This window comes from Streptomyces sp. Je 1-4 4N24 (assembly GCF_026239515.1).
GTDB lineage: Bacteria > Actinomycetota > Actinomycetes > Streptomycetales > Streptomycetaceae > Streptomyces > Streptomyces nigrescens.
The window spans coordinates 3,353,683-3,366,090 of record NZ_CP110836.1; the positions used below are offsets into that span (position 1 = coordinate 3,353,683).

Annotated in this window: 14 protein-coding genes and 1 pseudogene; 7 read left to right on the top strand and 8 right to left on the bottom strand. The window is 66.6% G+C overall.

Annotated features, from left to right (window positions below; genetic code table 11):
• The first annotated feature begins 284 nt into the window (after window positions 1-284).
• Together SLV14N_RS14250 and SLV14N_RS14255 are read left to right on the top strand one after the other, a co-directional pair.
• Window positions 285-785: a MarR family winged helix-turn-helix transcriptional regulator gene (locus SLV14N_RS14250; RefSeq protein ID WP_208681231.1), complete on the top strand. Its 501-nt coding sequence runs from the start codon at window positions 285-287 to the stop codon at window positions 783-785.
• A gap of 145 nt (window positions 786-930) precedes the next feature.
• Window positions 931-1,071, top strand: a pseudogene (locus SLV14N_RS14255) (RNA polymerase subunit sigma-70); the annotation flags it as partial.
• 158 nt (window positions 1,072-1,229) lie between these two features.
• Here the strand turns inward: SLV14N_RS14255 and SLV14N_RS14260 are convergent.
• Entirely contained in the window at window positions 1,230-2,390 is a 1,161-nt protein-coding gene (locus SLV14N_RS14260; protein WP_263269526.1) for a cystathionine gamma-synthase, read from the bottom strand.
• 202 nt (window positions 2,391-2,592) lie between these two features.
• On the opposite strand from SLV14N_RS14260, the gene SLV14N_RS14265 reads away from it, so the two are divergent.
• Both SLV14N_RS14265 and msrA read left to right on the top strand, forming a co-directional pair.
• Complete coding sequence (locus tag SLV14N_RS14265) at window positions 2,593-3,753, top strand: hypothetical protein (protein WP_093637429.1); 1,161 nt, start codon at window positions 2,593-2,595, stop codon at window positions 3,751-3,753.
• A gap of 182 nt (window positions 3,754-3,935) precedes the next feature.
• Entirely contained in the window at window positions 3,936-4,601 is a 666-nt protein-coding gene (gene msrA / locus SLV14N_RS14270) for a peptide-methionine (S)-S-oxide reductase MsrA (protein WP_208681233.1), read from the top strand.
• Between the two features lie 1,149 nt (window positions 4,602-5,750).
• Here msrA and SLV14N_RS14275 read toward each other — a convergent pair.
• Both SLV14N_RS14275 and SLV14N_RS14280 read right to left on the bottom strand, forming a co-directional pair.
• Window positions 5,751-6,221 (bottom strand): NUDIX domain-containing protein, encoded by a 471-nt coding sequence (locus SLV14N_RS14275; protein ID WP_208687868.1) that lies wholly within the window; start codon window positions 6,219-6,221, stop codon window positions 5,751-5,753.
• Between the two features lie 3 nt (window positions 6,222-6,224).
• Window positions 6,225-6,968 (bottom strand): helix-turn-helix domain-containing protein, encoded by a 744-nt coding sequence (locus SLV14N_RS14280; protein WP_208681234.1) that lies wholly within the window; start codon window positions 6,966-6,968, stop codon window positions 6,225-6,227.
• A 340-nt stretch (window positions 6,969-7,308) separates the two neighbouring features.
• Between SLV14N_RS14280 and SLV14N_RS14285 the strand changes: the two genes are divergently transcribed.
• Together SLV14N_RS14285 and SLV14N_RS14290 are read left to right on the top strand one after the other, a co-directional pair.
• The gene (locus tag SLV14N_RS14285; protein WP_208681235.1) at window positions 7,309-7,554 is read left to right on the top strand and encodes a hypothetical protein; all 246 of its coding nucleotides are present in this window, start codon (window positions 7,309-7,311) and stop codon (window positions 7,552-7,554) included.
• A 273-nt stretch (window positions 7,555-7,827) separates the two neighbouring features.
• On the top strand, window positions 7,828-8,109 hold the full coding sequence (locus SLV14N_RS14290) for a hypothetical protein (RefSeq protein WP_208681236.1): 282 nt from the start codon (window positions 7,828-7,830) through the stop codon (window positions 8,107-8,109).
• Between the two features lie 148 nt (window positions 8,110-8,257).
• Here SLV14N_RS14290 and SLV14N_RS14295 read toward each other — a convergent pair whose 3' ends face one another.
• From SLV14N_RS14295 to SLV14N_RS14300, 3 genes are all read right to left on the bottom strand, one after another.
• Window positions 8,258-8,437 (bottom strand): hypothetical protein, encoded by a 180-nt coding sequence (locus tag SLV14N_RS14295; RefSeq protein ID WP_208681237.1) that lies wholly within the window; start codon window positions 8,435-8,437, stop codon window positions 8,258-8,260.
• Window positions 8,430-9,002 (bottom strand): HNH endonuclease, encoded by a 573-nt coding sequence (locus SLV14N_RS38980; RefSeq protein ID WP_221174690.1) that lies wholly within the window; start codon window positions 9,000-9,002, stop codon window positions 8,430-8,432. The genes SLV14N_RS14295 and SLV14N_RS38980 overlap by 8 nt, the downstream gene beginning before the upstream one ends.
• A 323-nt stretch (window positions 9,003-9,325) precedes the next feature.
• Entirely contained in the window at window positions 9,326-9,589 is a 264-nt protein-coding gene (locus SLV14N_RS14300; RefSeq protein WP_208681238.1) for a hypothetical protein, read from the bottom strand.
• 518 nt (window positions 9,590-10,107) lie between these two features.
• Here SLV14N_RS14300 and SLV14N_RS14305 point away from each other — a divergent pair.
• Entirely contained in the window at window positions 10,108-10,485 is a 378-nt protein-coding gene (locus SLV14N_RS14305) for a DUF5958 family protein (RefSeq protein ID WP_259670274.1), read from the top strand.
• A gap of 168 nt (window positions 10,486-10,653) precedes the next feature.
• Here the strand turns inward: SLV14N_RS14305 and SLV14N_RS14310 are convergent, their stop codons facing one another.
• Together SLV14N_RS14310 and SLV14N_RS14315 are read right to left on the bottom strand one after the other, a co-directional pair.
• Window positions 10,654-11,553 carry a DUF4365 domain-containing protein gene (locus SLV14N_RS14310; RefSeq protein ID WP_259670275.1) on the bottom strand — a complete coding sequence of 300 codons (900 nt, stop codon included), beginning with the start codon at window positions 11,551-11,553 and terminating at the stop codon, window positions 10,654-10,656.
• 213 nt (window positions 11,554-11,766) lie between these two features.
• Window positions 11,767-12,312, bottom strand: a complete 546-nt coding sequence (locus tag SLV14N_RS14315) for a DUF1707 domain-containing protein (protein WP_208681240.1) — start codon at window positions 12,310-12,312, stop codon at window positions 11,767-11,769.
• Between the last annotated feature and the right edge of the window lie 96 nt (window positions 12,313-12,408).

Here is a 12,408-nt window from a genome sequence, read left to right on the forward strand (position 1 = left end):
GGCACCGCCCTGCTCCTCAAGAGCTTGGGGGAGGTCGGTCCCGGGCGGCGTACGCGGCGTGTGGTCGGCCATATCGCCAGTCTTGCAGTTCGCCCACCGAGGAGCCTTTTCTGCCCGAATGGCGATCAGGTGCCGTGGTGCGGGCAGCTGCGCGGCCGTGCCCCGTACGGCCGCCCGGACGCTACGGACCGTTATCGGAATGGACAGCGCAGGTACGCTCCGCGCCGGGTCCGCGTACGCTGTCCCCCATCCATTCGCACATCCATCGAAGCGAGCTCCCGGCCATGCCCACCACTTCGGACATGACGACCCACACCGACCCCGCTCTCCTCGACGCGCTGCAGCACCAAGTGGCCGTCTTCGCCCGCCGCGCAGAACAGAGCCGGCTCGGCGGCGTCGGGCAGGCGCGCAACTCCATGGACCGCGCCGCGTATCTGCTGCTCAACCGCCTGGACCAGGAAGGCCCGATGGGCGTCAAGGCCCTGGCCGCCGGTATGGGCATCGACTCCTCGACGGTCACCCGGCAGGTCGCCCCCCTGGTCGACTCCGGTCTGGTCAGCCGCGCCACCCACCCCGAGGACGGTCGCGCCGTGGTGCTCCAGCTGTCCGAGCGCGGGCGCGCGCGGCTGGACGAGGTACGCACCTCGCGCCGTGCGCTGATGGCCCTGGTGACGGAGCAGTGGTCCGAGGAGGAGCGCACCGCCTTCACCACCCTCCTGACCCGCTTCAACGCCTCCCTCGCCGACATCACCGCGTCCTTGACGCCGGTCGGCCCGACGTCCTGACGCCTGCGCACCTCGCGTCCCGCCGGCTGCCCGCCGGCTCCGCCCCGCTGACTGCCCGGCCCGTCACCCCTCTTGACCGGCGGCCTGCCGCACTGCCGTGCCGTAGGAGCCGAGGAGGTCGGGTGTCCGGCATACGGGAAGCGCGGTGCGAGAGCGGCGGCCGGCGCAGGAGCGCCGCCACGCCCGGGAGTTCGAGCGGTTCGTGGCGGGCCGGCTGCTGCCTACCGCCACCCTGCTGACCGGCGAGCCCGCCTCCCGGCCCGCCCCGGCCGCCGAGGAGTTGGTGATCGGCCACAGGCGCGCACGGCGCCTCGGCCTGCTGCGCGCGCTCCTCCCACCGACGCCCCCCGCCCGGGCGGTCACGGCCCGGCCGTGGCACCCGCCGGCCCACACCACCCCTCGCACGGAGGGGTGGTGAACGACAGGTCCGGCGACCCCGTCCCGTCAGCCCAACGCCTGGGCGAGGTCGGCCAGCAGGTCGTCGACGGACTCGATGCCGACCGAGAGGCGCACCAGGTCGGCGGGGACCTCCAGCAGCGACCCGGCCGTCGAGGCGTGCGTCATCCGCCCCGGGTGCTCGATCAGCGACTCGACGCCGCCCAGCGACTCACCGAGAGTGAACAGCTTGGCCCGGTTGCAGACCTCCACCGCTTCCTGCTCGCCGCCCGCGACCCGGAACGACACCATGCCGCCGTAGGACCGCATCTGCTTGGTGGCCACCTCGTGGCCCGGGTGCTCGGCCAGCCCCGGGTAGTACACCTGGGTCACCTTGTTGTGGGAGCTCAGCAGCTCCGCGATCCGCTCCGCGTTGGCGCTGTGCCGGTCCATACGGACGGCGAGCGTCTTGATGCCGCGCATCACCAGCCAGGCGTCGAACGGTCCGGAGACCGCGCCCATCGCGTTCTGGTGGTAGGCGAGTTCCTCACCGAGGGTGTCGTCGTTGACGACCAGCGCGCCGCCGACCACGTCCGAGTGGCCGCCCATGTACTTGGTCGTGGAGTAGACCACCACGTCCGCACCGAGGGCGAGAGGCTGCTGCAGGTAGGGGCTGGCAAAGGTGTTGTCGACGACGAGCTTGACCCCGGCGTCCCGGGCGACCGCGGCGAGCGCCGAGATGTCGCTGATGCCGAGCAGCGGGTTGCTGGGCGTCTCCACCCAGATCGCCTTCGTACGGGGCCGCAGTGCGGCACGTACGGCCTGCGGGTCGGAGGTGTCGGCCACCGACCACTCCACGCCCCAGCGCTCGACGACCTTCGAGATGAGACGGAACGTACCGCCGTAGGCGTCATTGGGGATGACGACATGGTCGCCGGGGGTCAGCAGGGTGCGCAGCAGGCAGTCCTCGGCAGCGAGGCCGGAGGCGAAGGCGAGGCCGCGGCGGCCGCCATCCAGGGCGGCGAGGTTCTCTTCCAGTGCGGTACGGGTCGGGTTGGCGCTGCGGCTGTACTCGTAGCCGCCGCGGAGCCCACCCACGCCGTCCTGCTTGTACGTGGATACCTGGTAGATGGGAGGTACCACCGCACCGGTCGCCTCATCAGGCTCCTGACCTGCGTGGATGGCAAGGGTTTCAAAATGCTGGTGGCGCTCTTCGCGCTGTTCGCTCATGCCTGCCGAGGGTAGTCGTCCGCGCAACCGAACTTTCCGGAACTTTCTGGTTGGCTGGATAGTGGATACATACGAGGATCCGCACACTGGTTCCCGTAGTCCGCCCGCCCCACACCGCCCACCGCCCTCCGCCCACGTCTCCGCCCCGCCCGCTCCGCCCCCAGGCAGCCGTTACAAGAATTTCAGGTACAGGACACCGCTCATGGACGCTCTGCTGGTTCTCTTCGCCGCGCTCGCGCTCGGCGGCCTCGTCTTCCTGCCCTGGATGCGACGCCGACGGGCCGTGCAGCACACCCGGCAGGGCCTGGTGGTGGCCTCCGACCCGATGGCCGGCTACGGCTTCGTACCGCTGGAGGAGCTGGACGTCCGCCTGCCCGGTCCGGACCAGGAACTGGCCGACGCGCTCGCCGAGATGCGCCGGACACACGACTGGCGCCCGGCCGCCGAGCTGCTGAAGTCCACCGGCGACGACTGGGAGCGCCGCTGGCAGCGGGTGCAGACACTGGCCGGCGCCGCCGCCTTCGAGCTGGCCGCGGAGGAGGCGTCGGAGCAGCAGCGGCGCGGTACCGCCCCCGGGTACGGCGACGGCGGACGGACCGGCGGGATCTGGCTGCGCACCTGGCGCTCGGAGGCCCCCAAGGACCCCGGCGGCGCCCAGACGCACGCACAGTTCCTCGTCGTCCAGGCGCTGCGCGACCCGGGCTCCCAGGACTTCCGCATGATCCTGGAAGAGGCCCGGACGGTCTGCCGGGAAGCGGCGCTGCTGGCCCCCGGCAGCCCGGTCCCGTACATCACCGAGCTGGCGATCGCCCGCGGCCTGCACGACCGCCCCGCCGACTACGAGGAGCTCTGGACCAAGGTCGCCCAGCGCGCCCCGCAGCACATGGGCGCCCACCTCGCCGCGCTCCCCTACTGGTCGCAGAAGTGGCACGGCTCCCGCGAACAGGCCGAGGCGTTCGCCGAGCGCGCAGCGGCCGCCGCCCCCAAGGGGACGCTGCTCCCGGCCCTCCCCCTCTTCGCGGTCTACGAGCACCTCCCCGAGGCCAACATGGTCCGCAGCCTCTACCAGAGCGCCGTCGTCGAGCGCGCGATAGAGGGCGCCCACTTCGCGCTCCGCGAGGCGCCCGCCGACCACCCCATGGCACCGCACGTCCGCCATCTCCTGGTCTGGTTCCTCGTACGCGCCGAGCGCTACGCCGAGGCCATGGAACAGCTCCGCCTCGTCGACGGCCACGTGGGCGCCGTCCCCTGGTCCTACGGCCGCAGCCCCGCCGCCGAGTACGCCGCCTACCGCGCCCTGGCCATCGCCGGCTGGGAACAGCTCGGCGGCACCTCCGCGGGCTTTCCGCCACCCGGGAGCTGACCCCGGAGGTCAGACCCCGGAGGCCGGACCCGGAGGCCGGATCCCGGAGGCAGCTGGAGCCGGAATGCCTCCCGGCTCCCCGACGTTCCCGTCAATGCACGCCCATCAATGCACACCCATCAACGCGCACCCTCGGTCCGCTCGCCCGCTCGCCCGCTCGCCCTCCCAGGAGACTGATCCACATGCTGTTCTCCCGCTTCAAGAACCACCTCCCCACCCCGGAGGAGGCGCTCGAAGGCCGCCCCGAGCGGGCTTTCGCCGTCCCCGGCCGGCACACCGTCCTCGACAACCCGCTGCTCGGCCCGTACCCGGACGGCCTGGAGATCGCCGACTTCGGGCTGGGCTGCTTCTGGGGCGCCGAGCGGAAGTTCTGGCAGGCCGAGGGCGTCTGGACCACCCTCGTCGGCTACCAGGGCGGCCACACCCCGAACCCCACCTACGAAGAGGTCTGCAGCGGCCACACCGGCCACACCGAGGCCGTCCGCGTCGTCTACGACCCGGCAGTGGTCCCCTACACGTCCCTCCTGAAGCTCTTCTGGGAGTCCCACGACCCCACCCAGGGCTTCCGCCAGGGCAACGACGTCGGCACCCAGTACCGCTCCGCCATCTACACCCACTCCCCCGCCCAACAGCACTCCGCCGAAGCCTCCCGCGACGCCTACCGCCCCGTCCTCCACAACGCCGGCCACAACGACATCACCACCGAAATCCTCCCCGCCACGGGCCGCCCCTTCTACCCGGCGGAGGGCTATCACCAGCAGTACTTGGACAAAAACCCGGCGGGGTACTGCGGGATCGGGGGGACGGGGGTCTCTTGCCCGATCGGCGTGGCCAGGGCGGATGGCTGAGCAACTGTCGTCGCAAGCGACGATGACTCTGCGGGCGCTGCTGGCCGGCCCGGATCTAGTGAGCAGCGCCCTGCTGGCCCAGATTCCACACACGGGTGGTGGGAGGTGTGGCTGCGGCTGCGTGACGGTCGATCTGGACGTGGACCGTACGGCGGCGGCTCCTGCGCCGTCGCATGACAATCCGGCCGTTGATGCCTGGTACGACGCCCCGCACTCGGCCGGAGTCATCCGAGGGCGACTACCTCTCCCTCCTGGAGAGGTACTCAGTCTCCGACGAACCGATCACCGCATGGCCCGACTCCCGCTTCATCGAACGATGAGCAAGTGAGGCACGCACCAGCAGTACTTGGACAAGAACCTGGCGGGGTACTGCGGGATCGGGGAGACGGGGGTCAAGCTAAGTGCCCCGTCCGAAGGCGACTGGGGCTCGTGTCCGGCGGGGATCGGCCCATCGAGGACTGACCTTGGGAATCTCGGCCGGAACAGGGCGTACGGACTAACGCCCCGCTTGGCACGGATGACATAGCCAGGCAAATCCCGCAACCAGCACGCATCCGCCTACTTACGCCGCTTTCCGGCCAAGGAAGGGCAGCACCGTACAGACGGCGGGAGCAGACCCACCAAAATGCAGGCCATGGCAACCTCGGGGGCAGCAGGAAAAGGGCTAGGTGGTCTGGGCAAGTGGTGGGGGGTCCTAAGTGGCCTTCTGCTGATCGCCGCGTGGATCAACCATGCGGCAGGACCAGTCGTGGTGATCGTGCTTTCAGCAGTCACTACCGCGTGGTGCTTCTTCCGAGCCCCTGTTACGTGTGGTGCTCCGGTCCGAGGGCGCGATGACGGCTGCCGGAACAACGCTTCGGGGCTTCTCATGGGATGTCCGCAGGTCCGCCAGCACCGCTGGGAGAAGCTTAAAGGGTTGGTCCTCCGGCGCCAGCTACGCGCCTTCTGCTCAGGCCTGTTCTCGGACGGCAAGGCCATCATCGTCACGCTCGCAGGCGTAGGGAGCTTTGTCTCCGGCCTCGTCGCCCTTGTCCCAGGCGTCGTCATCCACTGACCGGCCGAGCCAATCACGGGGCAACACACCCCGTTAGGGACGAGCGTAAGCTGCCAGATGGGCATGGCTCCGGCCAGGGACTGACCTCGGAGTCGTCACCCCAGGTAGGGGCGCTCCTGACGCTCCAGGAAGTGTCGAATACGCAGCTCCTGCGTGTGGTGCATCGGGAGATCGCCAATCTCGTCGGAGTGGACGAAACGGAGCTCCGTCGACTCGTCCGAGATAGCGAGCCGCCCCCCGATGATGCGTGCCGTGAAGCACACGTTGAACTGCCGCCGTACCTCCCCGTCCGTGTAGGCGATCACGTGACGGGGATCGGTGTACGTCCCCACCAGCCCCGTGATCTCCACATCCAGCCCGGTCTCCTCCTTGACCTCCCGGACCGCGGTGCCGGGAAGGGAGTCGGTCATCTCCATGCCACCGCCGGGCAGGGCCCAGAGGTCGTTGTCCCGGCGCCGCTGGAGCAGGATGCGGCCCTCGTCGTCGGTCACCACTGCTGAAGCGGCAACGACGAGACTGTTGGGCTCGGGGGCATCGGGATCGTCGTAATACTCGGTACGCGACAGGGTTCACTCCTCGGGTACAGGCTTCGCCGTCGTCCAGACCGCGTCGAAGCTCTGGGCGTAGGTGTCGAAGATTCCACCATCCCCGTTGCGACGAAGGTGCCATACCGGTGCCCCATAGGCGTTCACGCCCCAGACATGGGCATTGGCCAGGAGCTGATCGTCCGCCCGGTAGATGGAGTTGTACAGCGTGGTTCCGTGGGTCCGGATCTCGACTCCGGGTACCCCGAGGAGCGGCCGGTAGTGCATGAGGGCCAGCCGGCAACGCGATTCGATGCCGTGCCCGAACCGTTCCTCCTCGCCGCGCTGCCGCACGTTCTCGCTCTCCGCATCACCCAACGCGATGCGTACAGAGCACCCTTCGGCGGCGCGCTCACGGAGCAGATCGTTCAGGCGGGGAAACCCCTCGTGCAGGAAGACCGCCGCATAGACGAGTACGTCGATGTTCTCGCGGGCCTCCGCCAGCATGTCCGTGAACGTGGATACGGGAACGTCCGCGCGCTGGTCGTACAACGCGACCAGCTCGGAGCTGACAGCGCGGGCAGAGCGTGCTTGCCTGAGCGCCGGCCAAAGTGCATGCACGTCTTCTCCTAACGTCTCAGCCGCCAGCAGGGCCGTCGCCCGTCGCGGGGTCCGGCCCAAGTTGGCCCATCGCTCCACGGACTTGGGGTCCACCTGAGCCCTGGCTGCGAGGGTGGCATGGGTCCACCCTCCGGCTGCCATGGCGGCTCGAAGCCTCTCGTTCGGCATCCGCAGTCTCTCCCTGGAAGTTGGGACGTTGCTAGGGGCGTTCTACCTCCTCCGGGACGTCCCGAAATGGGTTTTGGGCGAGGTTCCTACGTCCTGGGCGTCGCCGTGATCCTCCTTGCATGAGCGACAAGAAAGCCCCTGCGTTGGGCACTTTGACGCTGGACACCAGGAGCGGCCGAATCGGCCGGGTCATGGACTTCAGGTGGTCGCACGTACAACTACGTCCGCCCCAAGGTGGGATCGAATGGGACGCACGTCCAGAGGATCTACGTCCGATCGGGTCCTGTGAAGATCTGAGCTCACAAGTGGCAGAACTCAACGCTCACAGCAGGAGTGGGCTGTGACCAGGTCCGTCTTCCGCTATCTCAGATGGACGATGGAACCGGAGACCGCTCCGGAAGCCCCCGAGATGGTGCACGAGTTGGAGTGCATGTCCTGCGACGCCGCAGCAGACCCCTCGGAAGAATTCGAGACGGCACGCGACTGGGCCTTCTCACATACCGGCCAGCACCCCTCGCACCGCGGGTACCGCGAGACCGTCACACGTTTCTGGCGCATGACGCCAACGGACGGTGAGTGCCTGTGAAACAGCGATTATTCAGCGTTCTGATCGTTGCCTTCTGGGCGGCGATAGTCGTGCCGCTTGTCGTCATCAGCACCCCTGACAACGGCTGACCCAAGACATGTGAGACCGGACCACCCCTCGCCTGGACAGCATCCGGGGTGGTCCGGTCCGGAGCCCTCGCGGACCCCGGTGCCGATGGTACTGGGGCCGCAGTCATGCCCGTTGACCGGCGGGTGGCCTGCCCAGGTAATCAACTACTGCTCCTGGGAGTGACGTTCTGTGCAGCACGATCCGATGGATCCGAACTTCGACGGCGAGGCTCTGGAACCGGACGGCTGGATGTGGGTACGCGGAGTGGACTACGTGGCCGGCTGGCGGAGCGCGGTGGACGCTGCGACGGAGCTGAAGGGCGCGATGGATGAGGCGGGCATCGACACGACCGAGGTCCTGTCGGCGGCATCGACAACAACTGATGGTTCGGGAGTACTCCGACTGTCGCTTCCTGTGGAGGCTGCGCTAGCCCTGGCCAACGCAGCGCGAAAGCAAGCGCTCAGGTGGCGAAGGGCCGGAGCTTAGGCAATCGAAGCTACTGAAAGGGCTGTGCGCGCCGCCTTTACGACACCTGCTTTGAAATTCACCCAGCCGCCTGCCGAGGCCTGTGTGCCGTACGCCCCCGGGGCCACGGTGCACCGCTCGGGTCTCCCGGCGTCCGCCACTGTTGATGTCAGCCGGAGATGATCGACAACACCTCGGACGCCCCGAAGACTCCGAACACGCCAACGAGCGCGACACCGATCACAACCCCGACGCACACCAGCGCGACGACGATCACGAGCCAGGAACGGCCAACCGCCGCGTGATACTCAGCCTCGTCGTCCCAGTCCTGCACGAGCTCGTCAGCCATCTGACCTTCCATGCTCGTCCCAACTGCGGATTCGCTCGGCAGCTGACCGAAGTACAGCGACACGGGTGCCCGGGCTGATCCCAACAGCGAAGTGCGTTCCCGCTTGCGCCATTAGGCCCTGAAGGAGATCCATCACTCGCTCTTGCGCGTTCTGCTCCGTGGCAACAGAGGCAACGGCATCCCTGAACTCTGGTGCCTCACTGGCAGCAGCAAACCATGCCTGGAAAGTCTCCACCTCTTTGCTTGGCCGCTCCCCCCTAGTCGCGATCCAGCGGGCCATCTGCCGTGGGTCGGCCCAGTCAGGCGAGTCCTCATGGCATGGCCGGCAGAGTAGAAGCAGATTGTCGGCGGCATCTGAACCGCCGAGGCTTCGAGGCACTATGTGGGCTCGTTCTAGGCGGGCGCGACGCCAGCGAGCCCGAGGAGTCTTCTCCTCCCAGCGTTCGGAGAACCATCCGCATGCGAAGCAGCATGGTTCAACAAGAGACAGATGCGGAGCGAACTCATCGCGGTTCCGACCTTTCTCCCAAAACTGTGCAATCTCCCACTTGCTCGGCATGGACATGCCGCCCCCTCTGCGTTTCTCAGAGCAGCAAGAGCATGCCACTAGCCACTGACAACGGCACCCGCGGTCGTGGCGGACGCATTCGGACCGTTCCCGACCCACAGGCACGGCCCGAATACGTGCATGAACACCGCTTTAGGAGTTCGATCCGAGCGCGCTCTGACTGCGGTCAGCGACTGGTGCGACGGCCGGACAGGGGTGCTGGTGTACGCCTCCGCCTGGCGTCGTTGATGTCAGCTGTGGATGCCAGAAGCCTTCGGAGCCGTTGCGGTGTAGAGATCACGCATTTTGGGCGCGTGGGGTCGGCGGTTTGGCGAAGCGCTCTACGGCAGGCTGTTCTTGTCGGTTTCGGGAAGCGCGATGGTCTCGCCATAGTCGGTCCAGTTGTAGACCCACTGTTTCCTCACGACCACCTGTGCGGCCCACGGAACTAGCGTTTCCGCGAGGCCGATGACGCGATCCGCGATTGTATCCAACGCACGCTGAACGCTTGCGTCGCGGACGTTGGACCGCAGCCCTCGCGGGATCTGAAACTCAAAACTGATCCGCAGGGAACGAGGCGTCCCTTTGGGGTCCTCGGTAACCACTCTTACCCCCTCGTTAGGCGATTCCTGTAAGCCCATGAGAGTACTCAACTATCGGCGACAGTGAATGTTCTCACCGAGATTGATGCTTCCCGCTCAGATGTGGACCTCTTCGAAGGACGCCGAATGTGGCTCTGAACTGCTCAATTCCTTGACGATGCGGCGTCATCTCGCGCCCAACGCTAGCGCTCCCTCACGAGATGACTTGGCCCGATGAGGAGCCTTCAGAGCACTCGACGCTCGCTGGTACGAAAGCGAAAGCACCCATTGGCCAATCCCATTGATCGCTGCATCTGGGATGGCTGTGGCACAGACCTCAGCCGGCGACAGTCAGCCACGATGGCGGGTGCGCCGACCCTTCAGGCGCGCGTGCGCCACGGGAGCCACCACCGGCCTGGGGCAGGGCGCTGCCTCGGGCTAATTGCCTCGCACCTGCTGCAACGGTCTGAAGGCACGGGTGGCCGTGCGCGTACCGTCGGTCTGAACCATGAGGGTGGGAGTCTGTGTTGTACGCACACGAAGTGGTCCTGAACGAACTCGCACAGGGGCTCAGACCGGTGGCCGAGGGCGTCGAGTGGTTCGAGGGGCTCTCAGAGGATGACCAACGCAAGGTCTTGCACGCGCTGGCGCTGTTCTGCGGGCAGGCCCGCGCCTGCGAGGAGGACGTGCCGGAGAGCATCGCGCTTTCCGGCATCCGACCCACTCACACGCCGGCGGTGATGCTCACGAAGTGGCGCTTCGGAATGGAAGCACTTCCGGCCTACGAACTCACCAAGTCCTTCCGCCTGCTCGTCGCCCTCTTCAGCATCGCGGACACCCGCAGACGGACGCTGTACTGCGCTGGGGGATGTGGTCACGCGTGGCACAACCTGCCGGATCCGCCACGGGAAGCAACCTGAGATGACTTCTTGCCCTGGGGTTTGCCGGGGATCTTGGTGAGCTGGGTTTTCCCTGTTCAGGAGCGGTGAGACTGCGCGCCTAGTGGTCGTTGCTGGTCGCCCTTGGCTACTGTCGACACCCTCGGACGGCCCAGAGACGGCCCAGCTTTGCGGAGCGCGCTGCGTTCTCTACGCAGTCAACTGCCTTGGCCCTTCCGAGGCGAACTGATCGACCAGCAGGAAGGCTCGACCCAGCTCATTCAGCGTCAGCTCCAGCCGGTAGAAGTCGACCTCGCCGGAGGGGTTCATGTATGGGTGCAAGGCACCCCAATCATCACGGTCGTACGGATAATCACTGTAGTCGGCGTTATCGTAGGTTTCGGCGTGCTGGCCTACATTTGCCCAAGCGAACATCTTCGGAACTACTTCGACGTAGCTGGACAGCCCTAGAAACACATTCCAGCTGACAAGTTGCTCAGGATCGTTACCGTCTTCGTTGTCTACACCCAGGGCAATTGCGCCTCGGCCCGAAGTCTTGTTGACCCATTCCTCGATGTCGATCACTAGTCGCATGCCCTCGACCAACATCCTCATCCACGGTCGTGCAAGCTGTAGTTCGCGAATGCGGAGCGTGTAGGGGTCACCCTCGGCGGCCTGGCTGAGTGCAGCCCTGGCGCTCTTGTCGAGGACTTGGGCCTCAGGAACCAGCAATTTCCAGCTCCCACGACGAGTTTCGATGAGTGTCTCGCGGTTGACTAACTGCCAGTAGCAGCACTCCTCCTCTGGGTGGTAAAGCACTACCGCGACAGGCAATGAGTGATTTATCCAATATTGTACGTGTTCAGCATCTGGCCGGAACCACCAACCGCCTGGCCCTTGTTCGCTGAACCAGCTGGAGCCGCTCTTGATCTGCAAGGCAAGCAGTCGGCCTCTGACCAGCTCTGCGTCAACGACTTCGACATGCGCGTCGATGCCGTAGTCCTCTGTTGGCTGCTCACGGAACAGCCAACCCAGCCCGACCTCGACTGCGAGCTGTGTCTGCGTCACGCCAATGCTGGCTACTTTGGCGGACGGCTTGCGATGCATCATGTGTCCATCCTGGCCTGCGAGTCCGACTGGAGCTACTGCCGATGAAGACCAGCTGGGCGCGCGCCCTGCTCAGACCCGTCCCGCGCGCCCGTTGACGCTCAAGGCAGCCAACTGCTCGATGGCCAAGCCATGTTGTGAGCATCATGTGCGGGTCAAGACCCGTCGGCCTTCGCCCTCCCGCTCAGATTGATTCCGTGCGGGCGGCTGAGCAAATCAGCGCCCCCGGTGCCTGAGCTTCAACCGGCCGTAGCCCATGGCCCCGGAGATCCGGATGTGCGGGCCGCCCGTGCCGCTGCGTCGACGGGCCTTGTAGACCGGCTGCTTCCACTCTGCGCTCAGTTCCTCGTAGTCCACTGTCGCATCGCGCGGAAGGACGATCCGGGCCCGGCCATACTCAAGCCGCAATTCGATATCGATCACCGGGTGTTCGATGATGGCCTGGGACAAGTCCAGCTCTACCTTGCCGAACTCGGACTCGATCTTGAAGGCGCGGGGCACCCGCCACCCACCGCCCCGCTGGATCCGTCCGCCGCGGGCCTCTATCTCGACGGTCGGACCCGTGTCCTTGTCGGGCAGCGAATCCAGGACCGGCACCAAATCGCCGTGCGTCTTGGCGGTGAGCGCCGCCTGCAGACGCTCGTCCATCTCTTCCTGGTTGACGTACCCCTGGGCGAATGCCTCCTGGAGACGTTCGATGGCTGTGTCGCGATCGTCATCAGAGATCCGCGACGACATGTCTTGAGGCATGGAGGACGTCATCCCATTCTCCTAGCAGTGACAGCAGCGGTACAGCGGTACGGCACTGACCGGTGACGATAGTCGTACGCAACTGTTGGCGTGACTCAGATGCACGCT

Coding starts and splice junctions, on each gene's coding strand:
- SLV14N_RS14250 (WP_208681231.1), top strand. CDS start 285: ATGCCCACCACTTCGGACATGACGACCCACACCGACCCCGCTCTCCTC.
- SLV14N_RS14260 (WP_263269526.1), bottom strand. CDS start 2,390: ATGAGCGAACAGCGCGAAGAGCGCCACCAGCATTTTGAAACCCTTGCC.
- SLV14N_RS14265 (WP_093637429.1), top strand. CDS start 2,593: ATGGACGCTCTGCTGGTTCTCTTCGCCGCGCTCGCGCTCGGCGGCCTC.
- msrA (WP_208681233.1), top strand. CDS start 3,936: ATGCTGTTCTCCCGCTTCAAGAACCACCTCCCCACCCCGGAGGAGGCG.
- SLV14N_RS14280 (WP_208681234.1), bottom strand. CDS start 6,968: ATGCCGAACGAGAGGCTTCGAGCCGCCATGGCAGCCGGAGGGTGGACC.
- SLV14N_RS14290 (WP_208681236.1), top strand. CDS start 7,828: ATGGATCCGAACTTCGACGGCGAGGCTCTGGAACCGGACGGCTGGATG.
- SLV14N_RS14295 (WP_208681237.1), bottom strand. CDS start 8,437: ATGGCTGACGAGCTCGTGCAGGACTGGGACGACGAGGCTGAGTATCAC.
- SLV14N_RS38980 (WP_221174690.1), bottom strand. CDS start 9,002: ATGTCCATGCCGAGCAAGTGGGAGATTGCACAGTTTTGGGAGAAAGGT.
- SLV14N_RS14310 (WP_259670275.1), bottom strand. CDS start 11,553: ATGATGCATCGCAAGCCGTCCGCCAAAGTAGCCAGCATTGGCGTGACG.
- SLV14N_RS14315 (WP_208681240.1), bottom strand. CDS start 12,312: ATGACGTCCTCCATGCCTCAAGACATGTCGTCGCGGATCTCTGATGAC.